Below are 19070 nucleotides of genomic sequence, written 5' to 3' on the forward strand. Positions count from 1 at the left end.
ATGAAAAATTTAAATAGCTGTGCGAATAAACGGCGTACTGAGGAAAAAAATATAATCAGATAAAGCAATTAAGGCGTTAACATAATTGCCTTGACAATTTGCTTTATCAAATTATTATGAGGTGAAGTAAAATGGATAATACCTTTGCAAACAAGAGTATTCACTGTACTGTTTCACAGTGTAAGCACAACAACACATCAGAAAATTATTGCTCACTCGACAGCATTAAGGTAGGCACACACGAACCTAACCCGACAGTGCCGAAGTGTACAGACTGTGAGTCATTCGTAGTGAAATCAAGCTGCTGCTAAATTTAATATTGCACAAAATAGCACAAAAACGCCTGCTCACTCAAACAGTGGACAGGCGTTTTGGCGTCTTAATTAGGTTTTATCTTACAACATTGAGGTGCGGAAGACGTATTCTTTGTATGAGCTGCTGGCAGGCGAACAGCAGAATAATGTTTACGGGTACGGTTGCTGCGTTAGTTGCAACTCTGCCAAGAAACATTATCCACGGGTTTGATATGTTATACATAATAAGAATACTTACAGTGGTAATTCCGAGGCTGCAAATAACTGCGACAGTCAGGCAGGATAAAATTGTTCTTACAATATGCGCCTTGTGCTTGTAAAGGAAAAGACCTGAGATAAAGCCTGCGAGCATTTCGCTTAGAGTTATGCCGATGTTGAACGGACCTGTCGGCTTTACGATAAGCGTTACAATGTCGCCGAGTCCGCCGACGATAGCTCCCGGAATAGGCCCGAAGATATACGAGCAGATGAACACCGGCAGGTGAGAGAAGGTTATGCGGTAGGTGTCGCCGCCAACACTTACAAAGCCGAGAACTACTCTTAATGCAAGCAGTACTGAGCATAGCGTGAGGGCATAAATGCTTTTAAGCTCTAGCGCTGATTTTTTGATGTTTCTGAGTGTGGTCATAAAAACTCCTCCTAATATTAAGCTGTAAAAAAGGAGGCATAAAAGAGAATAAAAACGGAGAGGAAACAGACGTTTCATCTCCGCATAAATAAGTTATGTATCCTTAATTAACAGCGGGATGCGAAATTTGTACCGCAGGGCTTCCCTTTTCGTCTGCCTGACAACTCCCCGTTCAAGCAGCACTGCACGCCAATGGCGCCACGCACAAATTTCTACTCTGTGTGTCATTAATCGACACCAATATAATATCAAAGTATAAGGGGAATGTCAATGACGAAAAACGCCAAATTTGGTTAAGAAAAACGCCAAATTTGGTTAAGATGATAAAAAACAGCACCTAAATATTGTGCAGAAATTATTACCAAAATTTTTTTTGTTGTGATATAATTAATGTATCGGATTTTCAAAAACACACAACAATATCCGTATAGCGAAAGGAGAGCGAGAATTATGAAATTCAAGCAGCTGTTATCTGTACTGCTTGCTGCAACTCTGGCAGGCTCTGCTGTTGTATCTGCAGGTGCGGTAACTACCCAGGACATTGTTTCAGGTTATTCAAACCAGAGCAGCAGCTACGCTACTTACTCAGGCGGAGATTTAGGAGCGACGTACACTAAGACTGCTACAACATTTAAGGTTTGGGCGCCAAGCGCAAGCAGCGTTAATCTTAAAATGTATAAGACAGGCTCCGACGCAGAGAGTGGAGCAGGCGAATTAGGAACAAAAAATATGACAAAGGACAGCTCTACGGGAGTTTGGTCTGTAACTGTAAGCGGTGACTTAAACGGTGTGTATTATACATATCTTGTTACCGTTAACGGCACAACAAAGGAAACACAGGACGTTTACTCGAATGCAGCCGGCGTTAACGGTATGCGTTCAATGGTAATTGACCTTGATTCTACCGACCCTGACGGCTGGAGCAGTGACAAGCACGTTTTATACAGCGAGCAGACTGATGCAAACATTTGGGAAGTTCAGGTTCGTGACTTCTCAATATCAGATACTTCCGGCGTGAGCGACGCTTATCAGGGTAAATATCTTGCCTTTACTCAGGGTGGAACAAAGGTAAACGGCAGCGGAGATATTTCAACCTGTGTTGACTACCTTGTTAAGCAGGGCGTCAAGTATGTTCATTTAAACCCTGTTTATGATTACGGCTCTGTTGACGAAACAAAGCTTGATAAGCCGCAGTATAACTGGGGCTATGACCCTGTAAACTACAATGTTCCCGAAGGCTCTTATTCCACCGACCCATACAACGGCGCAGTGAGAATAAAGGAATTCAAGCAGATGGTGCAGGCTTTGCACGACAGAGGAATAGGCGTTATTATGGACGTTGTTTATAACCACACCTACTCAACTGATTCCTGCTTTGAAAAGACAGTGCCGGGATACTATTACCGAATGAGCGGCTCAACCTTCTTGAATGGCTCAGGCTGCGGAAATGTAACGGCGTCTGACAAGACAATGTTCAGAAAATATATGATAGACTCGGTAATGTATTGGGCGAAAGAGTATCATATTGACGGCTTCCGATTTGACCTTATGGGCTGTCATGACATAACAACCATGAATCAGATTCGTGCAAATCTTGACACGGTTGACAAGAGAATATTAATGTACGGCGAGCCGTGGATGGCTGATTGGAGTTCAAACGGAATTTCACAATCAAGCGCCTGCATTATGGATAATGCGGGTTCAGTAAGTGAGAGAGTCGCTATGTTCAGTGATAAGATAAGAAATGCGCTTAAGGGCGGCACAGACGACGCTACAAAAGGCTATATTCAAGGCTCAACAACCGTTACCGGCGACATTAAGGCAGGTATGATGGGCGGATCGAGCACAACCTTTGGAAAATGGGCAAAGCAGCCGTCGCAGTGCGTAACCTACAATTCGGCTCACGATAACCTGACATTGTGGGATAAAATAATGAAGTCAAACGGCTCGACAGATTATGACGGAACAAACGCAACTTTGCTTGCACAGAATAAGCTGTCGGCGGCAATTATTATGACATCACAGGGCATACCGTTCTATCTTGCCGGCGAGGAGTTTGCAAGAACAAAATACGGCAACCACAACAGCTATAACTCAGCGGATTCTGTAAATAAAATTGATTGGAGCAGAATCACAAAATATCAGAACCTTGTTGACTATTACAGAGGTCTTATGCTGATTAGAGATTGCTACTCACCGTTTAGCGACGGCACGGCAACGTCCGGCAACTCATCTTATTTTGTTGAAAACGGAAGCGCAATCGGTTATACAATCCAGAACAAAACAGCCAACGCCGCAAAGGAATGGGGCACTGTTGCTGTGCTGACAAACAACACATCGTCTGCTAAGAGCATCGCCCTTAAGGGTCAGAGCACACTGCCGACAAGCTGGGTGGTTGTAGCAAACGGCAACAAGGCAGGACTTGAAAGCCTTGGCACCGTTAGCGGCACTACAATCAGCGTGCCTGCAAGAAGCGCAATGGTTCTTGTTGACGCAGCAAGCTTTAACAGTAAAAAAATTCAGGAGCCTACATACTACACCGTAACCACAAAGCATGTGAACAAAAACACAGGCGAGGTTATCAAGACTAACGAGGCTACATATAAGGCCGGCACAACCTACCGCACCAATGCTGACAGCGATATTCTTTTCGACTACAATTTAAGCGGAACTCCGGTTGGCGAAACAACAGGAGTTGTAAACTCTGATAAGACGGTTACATATTATTATGTTCCCGACAGTGTTGCAGGCTTTACGCTGACAACTAAGTTTGTTGACCAAAGCGGTAAAAGCCTTGCGACGCAGCAGACAAAGAAGCTTAAGGATGGCAGCAGCTACACAACAGATTTTGAGACTGTGTCCGGCTATGAGCTTGACACTTCAAAGCTGCCGAACAACGCAAGCGGTACTATCAGAGCGAACACAACTGTTACATATGTATATAAAGCTTCTGCGTATGATCCGCTGAAAATTCATTATTACAACTCAAACGGCTGGTCAAAGGTTTGCCTGTATTCATATGACGATTACGGCGCAGTTTCAAAGAATCTCTCAGGCGAATGGCCGGGAAGCGCAATGACGTCGGAAGGCTCAAGCTGGTATACATATCCCTCAATTGATGTTCAAATGGCGAAAGCAATGTTTACAAACGGTGCTGCTTCCGGCACCTTGCAGGAGCCGGGCGCAAACCAGCCGGGCTATGAGGTTACCGGTGAGGTTTGGATAAAAAATCAAACCGTTTCCTTTAATAGCAAGGTTGTAGTAAGCTACATTGATTCAAACGGAAAGAAGCTTGCAGAAGACAAGGTTATAACGGGAACAAAGGTTACAGCTTCTGATTCATATACAACCGAGGGGCTTGCGTCACAAAGTTCAACTCCTGTTATTATAGGAAATGCAAGCGGCAAATGGAGTGTTGGAACAAAGAACGTAATATACATTTACGGAAGTGACGTAATTGATCCGACTATTCCTACAACAGACCCTGTAACCGACCCGATTAGCACACTTATTTTGGGTGACGTAAATCTGGACAAAAAGGTTAATTTGCGTGACGCAATAACCATACAGTTGGTTATGGCTAAATCCGACGGGTTCACAGCCGAACAAGAATTGACAGGCGACATAGATAAAAACGGTGAAGTGAATCTGCGAGATGCAATTGTGCTTCAAAAATATGTTTTACAGTTGCTTGAAAATGACCTGGGCATCGGACAACCGATAATGCCTATTACTACCGACCCCGTGACAGACCCGATTACCGACCCAATAACAGACCCTGTAACAGATCCAATTACAGACCCTGTAACCGACCCGATTACCGACCCTATAACCGATCCTGTTACAGACCCGATTACTGATCCGGTTTCTGATATTATCACTGTTTATTTCTCAAACAACTACCGCTGGGATAACGTAAAGGCTTATATTTGGAACAACAAATCAGGTGAAGTCCAAAGTGCGTGGTCCGGTGAGGCAATGACATATGTAAAAACAAATGATTACGGTGAAGATATCTATAAGGTCGAGGTGGATTTAAGCAAGTATGATATGATAATCTTTAACAACGGTGCCGATTATCAGACAAAAAATATTGAGTTAAATAAATCTATGGATGGCACGGGATTCTATCTGACAGGCACATCAGGCAATTCAATGACTTACGATACCTATATATATGAATAAAGCAATTTGAACTGAAGTTTCGTATTGTACTTTCAGCCCCAAGGTGGTTTCAATATGACTGTCTTGGGGCAGTTTTGTGGGAAGATAAGTGGTAATATGCATAAAAATTTTAGGCGGATTTGTGACAGTGTATAATTTTTGGGATAAAGGCGAAAAAGTATTGTGATTTGGAAAAAATAACTATATAATATAATCGTTGCATTTTGCAAATTCAAAGGAGGATTTAATAATGGTAAAACTTCATAAGAAGGCAGTAAGTGCTTGCTTGGCTGCGGTTATTGCAGCGTCATCAATAGCTGCGGCAGCTGCTGTTAATTCTGCGGATATTTCATCACAGGCAGCGGCGGAAACAGTTGGCAAATACGCCACAAACCCAAACGGCACAGGCAAGAGAGCTACAATTACAATCGACGGTTCCTTCAGCGACTGGAGCGATGATATGCTTGTTGCACAGGGTGCAGCATGGGACGTAGCAAACAGGTACAAGGGCGCACACGAAAACTGTGTGCTTGATGATTACGCTTTATATGCAGCATGGGATGACAACAACCTTTATGTAGGCTGGCAGATGGTAAATATTACCGACACATTCTGGAGAGAGGGCGACGGTCCGCTCAGCGACGGTGGACGAGTTCTTGACGTTCCACTGGCACTTGCACTCAGTGTTGACCCGAACAGCCCGACAATTTCCTGCAAGAACACAAGCGGCGGCTCGATTTGGGGGCAAAGAATGGGTTACAGCTTTGAAACTCACGCCGATATGCTGCTTCTTATGAGCGGTAAGGTTGGTCTTGGAAACCCGTCACTGTTTAAGGCTGCTGACGCAGAAGGCAACACAACATATGATGAGCCGTATTGCTTAGGCTTTAAGAACAACGGCATTGAGTATGCTATGGCTGAAGGCTTTATGCCGAATGAGCTTTGGATGCTTAACGGCGTATCAACAACACCGGAAGAGGAAATTTACGGTGGCACAGGAGAATATGTTGACGCACTTACATTTGTATCAGAAGACGGCAAAACCCACAATACAAAGTACGACTCTTTCTATGAGATTAAAATTCCATTTAAAGCACTTGGAATTGACGCTTCATATCTTGAGAAAAACGGCATCGGCGTAATGCAGGTTGCTACTCGTGGTGAGTCTGGTATTGACTGTATTCCGCATGATCCGTCAATGCTTGATAATGCAACCGGCAGCTACGGAGCTGATCCGTCAACCTCTCATGAGAAGGACGACGATGATGTTATCACGGTTCCGTTTGCAAGAGTTGGCGGCGGCTCCGTTATAGACCCAACAGACCCAACAGACCCGGCAAATCTGCTTGGCGATGTAACGCTTGACGGCAAAGTTGAGCTTCTTGACGCTATTCAGATTCAGAAAAAGCTTATTACAGGCACAACATTCACAGGCGACGCTCTTAAGTGCGCTGATGTTGACAAAAACGGCAAGGTTCAGCTTCGTGACGCAATTATTATCCAAAGATATTCTCTTGGCTTGCTTACAAACAACATCTACGGTGTTGGACAGGCAATTTAAAACCTTAATAATATAATCTATTAATTGCTTTTGCAATTTGGAATTTCCCGTCGGCTCAAACGGCTGACGGGGAATTTTTATTTTGCAGGAAAAAGCTCTTGACTTTGTCTGACTGTTTTGATAAAATAATCCTGTTATGTTCACAGGTCAGGTGCTATCATAGCGCAGATTATTTTATAATCTGTTCCTTGCTCACTGATGTGAGCCTTAAAGTCCAGAAGGAGGTGCTAATCATGGCAGTAGTAAGTTCTTATGAATCAGTAATGGTTATTTCAACAAAGCTTGGCGATGAGGCAATTGCAGAGATGGTTGAGAAGTTTAAGGCTTTGATTGAAAGACACGCTACCCTCGAGAGCGTTGATGAATGGGGCAAGAGAAGACTTGCTTACCTTATCAACAAGGAATCTGAGGGTTATTATGTTCTCTTTAACTTCAAGAGCACAGCCGAGTTCCCGGCAGAGCTTGACAGACGTTATAAGATTACAGACGGCATCCTGCGTTCGCTCATCATTAAGAAAGACGAAGAGTAATTGAGTGTAAGAAACCTGAAAGCGAGAGTGTATTATGAACAAAGTCATTTTAATGGGAAGACTGACAACAGATCCGGAGCTTAAAACAACACCGAACGGAACTTCGGTTACAAGCTTCAGCCTTGCGGTTGACAGAAATTATGTCAAGCAGGGTGAGGAACGCAAAACAGATTTTATCAACATTGTTGCTTGGCGACAGAGAGCAGAATTCATTTGCAAGTACTTCACAAAAGGTCAGCTTATAGCGCTTGAAGGCTCAATTGAAACTCGTTCTTATGTTGACAAAAACGGCAACAACCGCACAGCATTTGAGGTTGTTGTAGACAATGCGTATTTTACGGGAGATAAGAGAAACTCACAGCAGGGCGGATATCAGCAGTATCAGCCTGCTTACCAGAATTCATATCAGCAGAGTGCGCCTGCTCCTATTCCGCAGGCTCCGGCAAGCGCTTATTCAAGCGGCAGCGCCGGCGACTTTGAGGATATGCCGCTGGACGAGGACCTTCCGTTCTAAACAAATTCAAATTTTACGCTTAGGCGTTATTCTAAAGTAAAGGAGCGATTTAACAATGGCTGACAGACCTGAGAGAGACAACCGCAGAGGCGGCCGTAAGGGTCGCAGAAAGGTTTGCACATTCTGTGTTGATAAGGTAGAAAACATAGATTACAAGGATATCGCAAAGCTTCGCCGTTTCCTTTCCGAGAGAGCTAAGATTCTTCCGAGAAGAGTAACAGGCACATGCGCTTGCCACCAGAGAAAGCTCACAGTAGCTATCAAGCGTGCAAGACACCTTGCTTTGCTTCCGTACACAAGCGACTGATAAAAATTACCCCGTACTTCAAATGTGCGGGGATTTTTGTTTGGTGCTGTGCATTTTTTTGAAAAACGCTTAGATTTATATGAATGTTGATTACAGGGAAACCGAAAGCGGATATCAATTTTTCGATTGTTTTATGTTGTTTTAACCGTCCAATGGCAGTTGGGCGGTTATTTTTTGGTCAGCGAGGTATATTTGAATATGAATTATTTTAAACAAAAACACACAGTAATATTAAAAATATAATGTGTTTATGCTCGAAATGGCGGAACAAATTAATTGTAAAATTTTTGTATAATTTAACCTCTTCATTAACAATTTGTACAAAAACAGTTCATATGTTTTGTTTATAAAATTGTAAAATAATTCTAATATAGAAATAAATACAACATTTTTTCTAAATTGAAATTTAGATGTTGTTGCAATTGTTTTATTTGAAATAAAAATTGTTGACTTAAATTGGTGAATATGCTAAAATATCTATATTGAAATAAATATAGCACGTGTCTTTAAATGTACATAAAATGTATATAACCCTGAAGATGTGTCAAAAAAACGATAAAACCCGACGGAGTGTGAGGCTATTATTATGACGAATTCACAATTTCAACCCGACAACAGCATGGATAATAACAGCACAATGATTGAAAGAATTAAAAAACGGATGAAGCTTAAAACAACGGTAATGATTGCCATTATTGCCTTGCTTGCTGTTTGCACAGGTACTTTAGCCTGGTTCACACTCAATACATTCTCATCAGTAAATGACCTTGAAATGACAATCGGAACAGGCGCACAGCTTCTTGTAAGTACTGAGGATCACGGCACCGACCTTTCAAAATACGTTAAGGTAATTACCAATGAGATGATTAATGATTATCTGAGAAAAAGCCTTAACGATAATAACGCAGACGTAAGCAAAATTTTGCTTGACCCGTCAACCTCGGACAAGGGCATTGATATTCTTACAAGAGGCGGCAAAAAGCGTGCAGCGAACACCGAAGGCTACGTTGAGTTCCCAATCTACTTTATCGGTACCAAAGATATGTACGTTCATCTTACGTCTGATAACACTGCTTCAAATAAGAATGACGGCTCAGCGGTTTCGACATCAAGCACAGGAGCTAAGGCTGATGTTGTTAACTGCCCAAGAGTTTCCTTTGAAGATAACGGCTCAACAAGAATCTGGGAGCCAAACCAAGGTTCACCGGTTGCAGGGCAAACAACATTTGATTTACCTAAGCCGATGAGCTACACCAACAACACTCGTCTTTTCCACCTTGACGCTATGAAGCCAAAGAAGATTATGGTTCGCCTGTGGGTTGAGGGTGAAGATCCTCAGTGCGACGATGATGTTCAGGACGCACAGCTTACAGTTGCAATGTGCTTTATGGGTACAGATGAGAATAACGAAGCGATAGCATAAAAACCACACCACCGGGAGGAATAAAAATTGTTTAACAAAAAACCGAAAAAAGAAGAACAGTTTACTCCCTCTGATTTATCAAAGCTGAGAGATAAGGGCGACAAGGAGCAGCGCAAGGGTCAAAGTATTTTCAAGCGCTTTTCTGCAAGGCGTTCGGCGCAAGAGCTTTCAAAGACGCAGATATGGCGCCGCAGAGGATTTTGGTTAATGATAGCTTTGGCTGTGATACTGCTTATAATGTGGATTATATCAATGCTCATTTCGCAGTACGGTGACCTTGTTATCAGTCTGGAACGTCCGCTTCGGTCAAAGGGAATTGTAGTTGCAGAAGAACCCGACCCGGCAAAGGGCGTTACAATTCTTAGTGCACCGAAGGTAACGGAAGTAACTAATATTACATATGAATGGTTGCCGCTTGAAGAGCTTGACACAAAGGACGGCAGCAACAACGGCAAGAATTATCTTTGCTACACATTTTATGTTATCAATAACGGAACAGAAACAGTTGACTATGATGGCGATTTGCAAATCAAGGGTGTTTCAAAGAGCATGGATGAAGCAATTCGTGTTATGGTATACAAAAACGGCGAGCCGAATATTTACGGCAAGCATCAGTACAAGAAGGATGCAGACGTTGCCGAAACTGACGCTACACTGTTTGACAGCGATACTTCAGTTATGAAAACGTCAACAGAGGACTTTGAGCCCGGCGCAATGGACAAGTACACAGTTGTTGCTTGGGTTGAGGGAAATGATCCTGAATGTATAAACGATATTATGGGCGGTTATATGAGAATGAATATGCTCTTCGGAATTGCTGACGACGAAGAGGAAACTTCAGAAGCTCAGTAAGCTGCCATAATTAACCGCAGAGGTATGTGTGTTATGTAGATCGTGAAAAGTCGGTTAAATCGTTTATTCATTGGATATAAAGTTAAAACTAATCCGCTGTGTGTTTGGCGGAAAATAAAATTTAAGGAGGATTCTCTTATGAAAAAAACACAAAAATCATTTAGAAAAAAGGCGTTACTTTCTTCACTTTCAATGCTCTTGGTAGCAACAGTTGCGGTTGGCTCAGCAACATTCGCATGGTTCACATCAAGTACACAAGCTACAGCATCTAACATCAATGTTCAGACAACAAAATCATCTGAATTGGTAGTATCTAAGTCTGACTTAGTATGGGGTGATACGGTAGACTATTTAAAGCCTAATGCAGTCTTGAGACCTATTTCTTCTGCTGACGGTTCAAACTGGTACAAGGCAAATGCTGCTGCAAAGACTGCATCAACAGCTAAGGCTGGTACATACGCACAGGTAACAGGTGCTGCTCTTAATGACTATTTAATTGATGATATGTTGAACATTAAAAATAACGGTGGTTCAGCATGTTCTAATGTTACTATTACTATTACTTCTGAGTCAACAAGTAAATTCTATCGTTTGGCACTTGTTCCTGTTGATGATCAGACAACAGCTGGTACAAAGCCGGCAGTTACAGAGGCTAACTTCAAGGCTAATATTTACGGCGCAGCAGCCGATGATACTTGGAAACCATATAAAGGTACAGCAGTTACAACTGATAATTACTCAATAAAGGCAGCTGCAAATGGTGCTACTGTAATAATTCCTTCTTTGGCTGCTAATGAAGTTGCATCATATAGAGTTTTGGTATGGTTCGAGGGTGAAGATAGTGATTGCTACGATACAACTACTTCATCACTTACAGCACCGAGCATTTCATTCAAAGTAACAGGTACATCTGGTAGTACAACCTGATTTAGCTTAACCAAAATTTTAGCAAAGACTATCCCATAAAATTAACAGGAGACCCCTATGCAAATATTCAAAAAAATCATAAACATAATTATCAACATACTTATAGTTTTACTTTTGGCTGTTTCCGTACTTGTTGCGGCTTTGGCGTTAGCGTCAAAGAGCGGAGGGGTTCCCAGTGTTTTAGGCTATGTTCCCTTGAGCGTTCAGTCCGACTCAATGATACCTGAATTTGAGAAGGGCGACCTGATAATTTCAAAGGCGGTGGACGATTCCACCGCCCTTGAAAAGGGAGATGTTATCACTTTTAAAACTGAAATTATGGGTGAAGAGGCTCTTAACACCCACAGAATTGTAGATGTAACACAAACCGAGGGTATGGAGTTTTACACAACTAAGGGTGATAACAACAATATTGAAGATGCAGAGCCTGTTGCCAGAGTATCTGTTGCCGCCAAATGGGAAGGCATAAAATTTGATGGCTTGGGCGACGCATATGACTTTTTAACAAGTCAGTTCGGTTTCTTCCTTGTTATTTTACTTCCGCTTATTATTTTCTTTATCTACGAGATTATAAGATTCGTAAAGAACCTTATCGAATACAACAAGGAAAAGGCACTTGAGCAGGCAATGGAGAATTCAGCCGTTGCAGCCGCAAGCGGACTTTCTGAGGACGAGATGAAAGCGGCAGTTGAGCAGTATCTTGCTCAGCAGTCACAGGAGAATACCGACAGTGCTGACAGTGAAAATGCAGAGGAATAATGACGCATAATCTTTTCTGCAGGTCAGCAATGCAGAAAAGATTTTATCCTCTCACCACACACATTGAGGCAGAACGAAAAATATTTTTTATTGACATTACGCAATGCCCTGCTGCATTGCAAAAAGGAGAATTAACGTGGATACTATATTTGGCTTTCTATATGAATTTCTTGGCCAGTTCTTCTGGTCCCTATGGTCAATAGTTTTGGGAATATTCAACGGCATCGGCGGAATGTTCGATTTCTCAAAATATATGAAGCTTATTGACAACTACACCACAGAGCTTGGCGGCCTTGCATGGGTTGTTGCTGTTATAGCAATCCTCTGCTTGATTGCTGTTCTTGGCTTGGCTGTCTTCCTTATTGTAATGTCCTTAAAAAAGTTTTTCCGTTTCAAGAAGAAAGTTAAAGATACTAACGATTTGGTAGACGAAGTTAACGCACTTAATAAAGAGGTTATGCGCTTGAACCTTGAGAAGGATAAGATCCTTTCTATGAAGGTTTCTCAGATTGGTCTTAACCCGAACGAGATTTCCGAGCTTACCGGTGAGGAGATGGAAGCTCTTACAGACGGCGAGAAGGAAGCTCAAGGCGAGCCGAGATTCTACAAGCTTAATGAGATTGATGATCTTTGGAGCACCTATGTTCCGCCAATCTATGATAATGAGATTACTCTTCCGGACTTCTGCGAGCGCTTTAGAAACTTCGCTTGCTCAAGACTCCGCCTCTACTACGATATTAAGATTATCCGCCTGTTTATTTCGGCATTTGCTTCTACAAGACTTATCATCTTACAAGGTATTTCCGGTACAGGTAAAACTTCACTTCCGTATGCATTTGGTAAGTTCGTAAGCAATCCCGCAGTTATAGCTTCTGTTCAGCCGTCATGGCGTGACCGTTCTGAGCTGTTTGGTTACTTCAACGAATTTACGAAGAGATATAACGAAACCGAGCTTTTGAGAGCTATGTACGAAGCTTCTTACAACGAGAATGTTTATGGCGTTATCCTCGACGAAATGAACATCGCCCGTGTTGAGTATTACTTCGCAGAAATGCTGTCAATCCTTGAAATGCCGTCAAGAGATGAATGGGTTGTAGACATTGTTCCTAATGCTTGGGAAACTGACCCGAAACACCTCAACAACGGTCAGCTCACAATTCCGCCGAATATGTGGTATATCGGTACAGCTAATAACGATGACTCTACATTCGCTATTACTGATAAGGTTTACGACCGTGCTATGCCTATCGACATTAATACCAAGGGTGTTCCGTTTGAAGCACCGGACACTGAGGCTGTTTATATTAACTATCATCACTTTGAGGATTTGCTCAATGAGGCTAAGGCTAACAACCAAGTTTCTGAGGATACAATTAAGAAGGTTAACCTCCTTGATGATTATGTTATCAAGCACTTCCGTATTGCTTTTGGTAACCGTATTGTTAAGCAGATGAAAGACTACATTCCGGCTTATGTTGGATGCGGCGGCACTGAGGTTGACGGTCTTGACTATGTTCTTGCACGTAAAGTATTCCGTAAGTTTGAATCCTTGAACCTTTCTTACATTCGTGATGAAATTGACGGACTGTGCGCTTATCTTGATGAACTGTTCGGAGAAGAAAATATGAACGAATGTAAGGATTACTTAAGAATGCTTAAAAAGCTTGTATAATATAAGCTTATACATATTTTTGATTTATCTATGAAAGGTGAGTAAAATTAATGAACGATTTCAGTAAATACTATCGTGCGTATAAATATATGCAGGAAATTCTGACCCCTGATTTTACTCACAAGTATTTAAACCGCTGTATGGAGGACTCCGACAAGGGAGAGGACATATTAAAGGGTAAAACCAATGAAAAGGTCATTGATATGGACTGGGTTATTGCCTTTGAGGAAGCTTTGCCCTACATACAGAAAGCTATTGATGAGCAGCGCCGTTTTATTAGGCAGGTTGATAATGTAGTACGCATTGAAAAGGCGAAGAAAATTACTACCGACTCTGTAAAGCATTTGGCGCAGCACACAAACTTTATCGCCAAGGTTGAGAATGATATGGTTACACCGAACAACATTCTCACTGTTGAGCGTGAAGAGAGCTTTGAGATTTACGAAAACCGTGTCCTTTTTACACTTATTAATAATGCACTCAGGTTCGTAAATGATAAGTATAAAAACCTCAAACAAGCTCCTACTGATTCATACAACGAGATAAAAATGAAAAGAAAGCTTGTTCTGAATGAGCAGGTTGTTGAGTTTGATATTAACTATACTAATGAAAGCCACGAAACAAGAGCGGACGAATTGGACGTTATAGACCTTAACACATTGTCTGACTTCGACCGTGTCCGCAGAATCCGCCAGACTCTGCGTGACTTCCTTTCGACGCAGCTTATGCAGGCGCTTTCTAAGACTACTCCGGTTAGACCTCCTCTCCAGCAAACCAACCTTTTGAAAAAGAACCCGAACTTTAAAAAGGCTGTTGAGCTTTGGAACTTCATCGAGAGCTATAAGAAAAAAGGCTTCGAGATTGTCGGCGAGGAGTTCTCAGGACAAATGCCGAAGGAAGTTCAGGATGACTTGTATTTGGCAATGGGTTTTGAGCATTTTATGATGTCAATCAGCACTAACACAGCGCTGAGAAAAATGCTTGCAGAAAAATATGAGGAAGAAAACAAAGCTCTTGAGGAAGAGCAAAAGCGCCCGATGGAGGAGCTTAAACGAGTTATTGAGGCTCAGGTTTATGCCCGACAGCAGGAGGAAATTGAGGGTTACCTTAAGGACATCCGTGAGCGTGAAAAGAAGATTGCAGAATTAAAATCTGAAATAAAGAACCTGAAGATGATAATTGACCAGAGAGATCAGCAGATTCTGACTCTTAAGGGTCAGGTTTCAATGCTTCAGGATCAGGTTGATAAGCTTGAAGATGAGCTTAAAAAGCTTAAGCTTAAGCTGCTTGAAGCTGAGAATAAGATTAAAGAGCAGCAGGCGATTATAGAACAGCAAAAGGCTGAAATTGACCGCTTGACAATAGAGGTTGCCGAAAAGACAAAGCGTATTGAAGAGCTTGAAGCGGAGAAAGCATCGTTGCTTGCGCAGGTTGCTGAACTTACTGCCGAGAATGAAGCTCTCAGAGCGAGGGTTGCAGAGTGTGAGGCAAGAATTTCTGCTTTGGAAGAGCAGGTTGCTACTCTCACCCATCAGCTGGAAGCTGCACAGCGTGAGAATGACAGACTTTCCGCAAGAGTTGCTGAACAGGATCAGGAAATTAAAACTAAGACTGCTCAGATTGCAAGTTTAGAAAGCAAGAACAGCGAGCTTGAAACCAACCTTGTTAATGAGATTGAAAGCCACAAGCGTGACGTTGCCGAGCAGAAGCAGGCTTATGAAACACAGCTTGACACTCAGAAGCGCTCATATGAAACTGAGCTTGCCGGACAGAAGGCCGGTTATGAAAGACAGATTTCTGACAACAACGCAGCACACGCTTCAGAACTTGCAAGCATTCAAAAAGACTGTCAGTCGCAAATTGAAAATGCAAAGCAAAACTGTGAGCAGCAGATTTTTGCAGCACAAAAGGATTACGAGGCAAAGAAGCTTGATGCTCAGATTGCCTTTGATAAAGAGAGAACAGCGCTTGAACAGCATCATGCAAAGGCTCTTGAAGCTCAGCGTAAGGAGTATGAACGTAAGATTGCCGCTGTGAATAAAGAGAAAGACAAGGCATATGAGGTTGAGGAGCGCAAGTTTAAGTCGAAGCTTGCTAAGCTCGAAAAGGATCTTAACAACAACTATAATAATAAGGTTAGAGCGGTTAAGGCTAAGGCTGAGAAAGAAAAGGCTGCCGCTATAAAGAAAGCAAAGGAACAGGCAAAGCTTGCTAAAGTTAAGGCAAGGAAGAAAATGTTTACAAAAGAAGAACTTGAACATTTAGATTAAACGATAAGGAGTATTAAGCTATGAAAAAAACAAGCACATCACTATTCAGAACCTTAATACTCTTTTTAGTTTTGCTTGTAACAGTTTTCATACTTGTTATGGCGTGGTTCACCTCAAAATCAGAGGCAACTGCAGACGGCTTGTCGGTTAAAGCCGCACAAAGCTCCGGCTTGGAGGTGTCTTTTGACGGACAGAACAATTGGGATTATGATATAGTTAATAACACACAAAAAGCTTATCCCCTTGTTACAGGCAGCGGCGTTGTAACCAACGGCAACATTGATTTGTTCATGCCGAAGCTTAACAGGACGGTAGGCGAGCCTGTTTTGACTGACGGTGTTTATCAAGGCATTTCCGCTGAAGAAGGTAAGCATTTCTTTGAAACTGATGTTTATTTCAGAAGTACGGAAGCTCTTGACGTTTCAATTTCGAGCGAGAGTCAGGTTACTCCGAAAAAAATAACTGAGCGCCTCAGCGAGTTCGGCAATTTCTCAAGAGATTATATTGCCGGCGCCGCAAGAGTAGGCGTTTATGATAAGGATGACAAGCTTAAGTTTGTTTGGGCGCCTAATGAAAAATACCAGCTAAGCCCCGGCAGTGAGTTTGTTGAAATTAGAAAGAATGCAGGCGCAACCGGCGGAGGTCTTAATTCTAACCCTGAAATAACATTTGGCATTAACACACTTCCCCAAACTGACGGAACAAATTACTATTATATGTGGGAAGTTAAGACTGTCAATTCCGGAGATAACCAGAACAAGCCCGTGGCGGCAGACTCAGGCAAGACTAATCCGCAGGGTATAGTAATGCGTTATAATTCTACTAATAAAAAATACTATGCAGCGTTGGATCTGTCATCGACAATGAATCTTGATCACGGTCTGTATCCTGTTAAGCTTACAGGAAGTGAGATTACCAATCTTAAACCATCCAATACCCCACGTGCAGATTATGCTGATATAGCTCAGTACAAAGGTTCTGAAGAGTGTACGCTTTCAAATATAACTGTTAATAATCATTTATATAATTACATTGGTTTGTATTTTGATAATGAAAAGTATATACAGTGCAGCGGCGACACGAATTCTCGTAAATGGGCTAAATTAACAATTGACGCTAACCCGGACAAGAGTCAATTTTTCAGTGATATTGATAGATTCCAGATTCTTGTTGAATATGATCCAACTAAGAGAAACGGCAACGGATCAGTAGGTCATATGAAAATTGCTGAATTTGCATTTTATAATTCAACAACCGGCGGTTACGGCGGAGGTACAATTGGTTTCGGCGAGGGTTCAGATGCTTTCAGTCTTACTGACGGAGAGAATGTAGTTTTAGCTTCTCCAAATACAAATCCTTCTTCTGAGCCGACATATGCTTTGGTGGCTTCTCAAGAAACACCGCCTCAGTTGTCATCGCTGCAGATTAGCCTTGATGCTACAACTGTTACTGAGGAGGGCGCTACCAGGGATACTTACAGAATTAATCCTCAATCACGACCAATTGGCTCTGATTTTTCGGTTATATCAACCGCAAACGTAGGAGAATATAAGTTTAAACATAACGAATCAAATTATTACCTTTATGATAATGGCGGAACGCTAAGCTTAACGGCGGATGAAGCTTACGCAACAGCGTTTCAGCTTACCAATGGCAATGATTACTCAGTAGACGGTAAGAATTTTACTTTATGCCGATTGAAATCTACGGTATCAAGTAAATATCTTTCAATAGATGTAACGGGCGCTTACTTGTCACCCTCCGTTACCGATACCCGTATTTTTATTAACTCGGACACAACTACTAACAATTATACCTTTAATGCGAACGGTACTCCTCAAACTGATTATATGTATTTAAACAAAGGCAATACACCACTAAGCACGTCATTAACCAAGGTTAGTACAGCTGTAAGTGCTTGGAGTGCTGTTAATCCGACGAGTAAGATAGTAACAAATCTTAACGCCGTGTCAGGGTTACCGATTGTAAGCTTGACAAAGGCTAATCCGGATGACGCTTATTATACAGGTCACATTAAAGTCCGAATTTGGATTGAGGGAACAGACAGAGAAGCGAAAACGCCGCTTGTTAACGGAATATTTAACACAAAGCTTGTGTTTAATAAATTAACTACAACAACCTGAGAGAGGAGAAAGAAATATGCAGAATAAAAGAAAGAAAAAGTTAATAGTTGCAAATTCCCTTCTCCTTGCTGTATTAATTTTCGGCACGGCGTTTGCGTGGTTTGCGAGCAATTATAAAAACTCAGTTGCATCAAATGAGGTGCAGGTAATTGCAGACGGAGATTTACTTCTCTCGGTTGATCCAGGTACGGAGAAAAACTGGTCTAACAGCATTTCTCTTTCAAATAAGGAGTGGTTTAAACGGACTAATTTTACCGACATTACCGGTTCGGGTAACGGTACTTTTGTTCGACCAACTCTTGAGCTTCGTACAAATGACGCTATTGTTGATGCGGACGGAACATGGACCACACCCAAAGTAACTGATACAAGTGATAATGCCGCTATTAGCGAGAAATATTATGATTATGTTCGCTTTACGCTTTATATGAAATCTAACACTAAATATGCTGTCACGCTTGGTCCCGGCTCATCGGTTAACCCGGCTTCAAGCAGTAAGCTGAGTGATTTGTTAGGTGCAGACGCACCCAACGCAATTACTCTTACACGAGAGGGTGCAAGCCCATTGACATTTTCAAAGGACCTTGTTGCAGGCGCAGTAAGAGTAAGCGCAATTGACGGAAGTAATCATAAATTTACATGGATTCCAAGACCGGAGATTTATGCTTCAAATGTTGCTGCAGGTACTTATGCGGGTGCAATTGACAGTGTTGTTGTTAATAAAACCAGCGGAGAATCTTATAGTCATAAGTTTTATTCAAATTCCGGCAGTGCTTACACGCAAAAGAACTTGGCCAGCGGATTAACTGTGACAGGAAATATAACCAATGCTTCACAGCAGACATTGGTTACGCTTCAGGATGACGGAACGGGCGAAAACTATACAGGCCAAATTGATATATGCATTTGGCTTGAGGGTTGTGATAATGAGGCTCGCCGTGCATTTGTTGACGGAAAATTTAAAGTTTATCTAAATCTTGTTGCAATAAACGCATAATTATTGTA

At 42.0% G+C, this 19070-nt stretch carries 15 protein-coding genes, 2 pseudogenes and 1 riboswitch; of the genes and pseudogenes, 15 read left to right on the forward strand and 2 right to left on the reverse strand.

The window, feature by feature from the left end:
- The first annotated feature begins 131 nt into the window (after window positions 1-131).
- Entirely contained in the window at window positions 132-311 is a 180-nt protein-coding gene (locus GMA13_RS00520) for a DUF1540 domain-containing protein (protein WP_255882216.1), read from the forward strand.
- A 79-nt stretch (window positions 312-390) separates the two neighbouring features.
- On the opposite strand, the gene GMA13_RS00525 is transcribed toward GMA13_RS00520, so the two are convergent.
- Window positions 391-942: a folate family ECF transporter S component gene (locus tag GMA13_RS00525; protein ID WP_255882217.1), complete on the reverse strand. Its 552-nt coding sequence runs from the start codon at window positions 940-942 to the stop codon at window positions 391-393.
- Window positions 943-1051: 109 nt separating this feature from the next.
- Window positions 1052-1164, reverse strand: a riboswitch (THF riboswitch).
- A 228-nt stretch (window positions 1165-1392) separates the two neighbouring features.
- Here GMA13_RS00525 and pulA point away from each other — a divergent pair.
- Window positions 1393-4614 (forward strand): annotated as a pseudogene (gene pulA / locus GMA13_RS00530) (type I pullulanase); the annotation flags it as partial.
- Here the strand turns inward: pulA and GMA13_RS10580 are convergent.
- On the reverse strand, window positions 4611-4823 hold the full coding sequence (locus GMA13_RS10580) for a glycine zipper domain-containing protein (protein ID WP_370687031.1): 213 nt from the start codon (window positions 4821-4823) through the stop codon (window positions 4611-4613). The pseudogene pulA and the gene GMA13_RS10580 overlap by 4 nt on opposite strands.
- A 13-nt stretch (window positions 4824-4836) precedes the next feature.
- On the opposite strand from GMA13_RS10580, the pseudogene GMA13_RS10585 reads away from it, so the two are divergent.
- The 13 genes and pseudogenes from GMA13_RS10585 to GMA13_RS00590 all read left to right on the forward strand — a co-directional run.
- Window positions 4837-5127 (forward strand): annotated as a pseudogene (locus tag GMA13_RS10585) (starch-binding protein); the annotation flags it as partial.
- A 229-nt stretch (window positions 5128-5356) separates the two neighbouring features.
- Window positions 5357-6667 (forward strand): dockerin type I repeat-containing protein, encoded by a 1311-nt coding sequence (locus tag GMA13_RS00535; RefSeq protein WP_255882219.1) that lies wholly within the window; start codon window positions 5357-5359, stop codon window positions 6665-6667.
- A 233-nt stretch (window positions 6668-6900) separates the two neighbouring features.
- Window positions 6901-7197 carry a 30S ribosomal protein S6 gene (gene rpsF / locus GMA13_RS00540; RefSeq protein WP_255882220.1) on the forward strand — a complete coding sequence of 99 codons (297 nt, stop codon included), beginning with the start codon at window positions 6901-6903 and terminating at the stop codon, window positions 7195-7197.
- A 31-nt stretch (window positions 7198-7228) separates the two neighbouring features.
- Window positions 7229-7711: a single-stranded DNA-binding protein gene (locus tag GMA13_RS00545; protein ID WP_255882344.1), complete on the forward strand. Its 483-nt coding sequence runs from the start codon at window positions 7229-7231 to the stop codon at window positions 7709-7711.
- 55 nt (window positions 7712-7766) lie between these two features.
- A complete protein-coding gene (rpsR, locus tag GMA13_RS00550) occupies window positions 7767-8018 on the forward strand; it encodes a 30S ribosomal protein S18 (protein WP_255882221.1) in 252 nt (83 codons plus the stop codon).
- Between the two features lie 586 nt (window positions 8019-8604).
- Window positions 8605-9441: a neuropeptide Y receptor family protein gene (locus GMA13_RS00555; RefSeq protein ID WP_255882222.1), complete on the forward strand. Its 837-nt coding sequence runs from the start codon at window positions 8605-8607 to the stop codon at window positions 9439-9441.
- Window positions 9442-9468: 27 nt separating this feature from the next.
- On the forward strand, window positions 9469-10293 hold the full coding sequence (locus tag GMA13_RS00560) for a hypothetical protein (RefSeq protein WP_255882223.1): 825 nt from the start codon (window positions 9469-9471) through the stop codon (window positions 10291-10293).
- A 42-nt stretch (window positions 10294-10335) separates the two neighbouring features.
- Window positions 10336-11220, forward strand: a complete 885-nt coding sequence (locus GMA13_RS00565; RefSeq protein ID WP_255882224.1) for a hypothetical protein — start codon at window positions 10336-10338, stop codon at window positions 11218-11220.
- A gap of 57 nt (window positions 11221-11277) precedes the next feature.
- Complete coding sequence (locus GMA13_RS00570) at window positions 11278-11979, forward strand: signal peptidase I (protein ID WP_255882225.1); 702 nt, start codon at window positions 11278-11280, stop codon at window positions 11977-11979.
- A 136-nt stretch (window positions 11980-12115) separates the two neighbouring features.
- Window positions 12116-13651 carry a hypothetical protein gene (locus GMA13_RS00575; protein ID WP_255882226.1) on the forward strand — a complete coding sequence of 512 codons (1536 nt, stop codon included), beginning with the start codon at window positions 12116-12118 and terminating at the stop codon, window positions 13649-13651.
- 50 nt (window positions 13652-13701) lie between these two features.
- On the forward strand, window positions 13702-15921 hold the full coding sequence (locus GMA13_RS00580) for a hypothetical protein (RefSeq protein WP_255882227.1): 2220 nt from the start codon (window positions 13702-13704) through the stop codon (window positions 15919-15921).
- Window positions 15922-15941: 20 nt separating this feature from the next.
- Window positions 15942-18065 (forward strand): hypothetical protein, encoded by a 2124-nt coding sequence (locus tag GMA13_RS00585; RefSeq protein WP_255882228.1) that lies wholly within the window; start codon window positions 15942-15944, stop codon window positions 18063-18065.
- Between the two features lie 16 nt (window positions 18066-18081).
- A complete protein-coding gene (locus GMA13_RS00590; RefSeq protein WP_255882229.1) occupies window positions 18082-19062 on the forward strand; it encodes a hypothetical protein in 981 nt (326 codons plus the stop codon).
- Window positions 19063-19070 lie beyond the last annotated feature (8 nt).

It is taken from the genome of Ruminococcus sp. zg-924 (assembly GCF_024433635.1).
Classification (GTDB): domain Bacteria; phylum Bacillota; class Clostridia; order Oscillospirales; family Acutalibacteraceae; genus UBA7067.

Coding starts and splice junctions, on each gene's coding strand:
- GMA13_RS00520 (WP_255882216.1), top strand. CDS start 132: ATGGATAATACCTTTGCAAACAAGAGTATTCACTGTACTGTTTCACAG.
- GMA13_RS00580 (WP_255882227.1), top strand. CDS start 13,702: ATGAACGATTTCAGTAAATACTATCGTGCGTATAAATATATGCAGGAA.
- GMA13_RS00590 (WP_255882229.1), top strand. CDS start 18,082: ATGCAGAATAAAAGAAAGAAAAAGTTAATAGTTGCAAATTCCCTTCTC.
- GMA13_RS00535 (WP_255882219.1), top strand. CDS start 5,357: ATGGTAAAACTTCATAAGAAGGCAGTAAGTGCTTGCTTGGCTGCGGTT.
- GMA13_RS00570 (WP_255882225.1), top strand. CDS start 11,278: ATGCAAATATTCAAAAAAATCATAAACATAATTATCAACATACTTATA.
- GMA13_RS00555 (WP_255882222.1), top strand. CDS start 8,605: ATGACGAATTCACAATTTCAACCCGACAACAGCATGGATAATAACAGC.
- GMA13_RS00525 (WP_255882217.1), bottom strand. CDS start 942: ATGACCACACTCAGAAACATCAAAAAATCAGCGCTAGAGCTTAAAAGC.
- GMA13_RS00585 (WP_255882228.1), top strand. CDS start 15,942: ATGAAAAAAACAAGCACATCACTATTCAGAACCTTAATACTCTTTTTA.
- rpsR (WP_255882221.1), top strand. CDS start 7,767: ATGGCTGACAGACCTGAGAGAGACAACCGCAGAGGCGGCCGTAAGGGT.
- rpsF (WP_255882220.1), top strand. CDS start 6,901: ATGGCAGTAGTAAGTTCTTATGAATCAGTAATGGTTATTTCAACAAAG.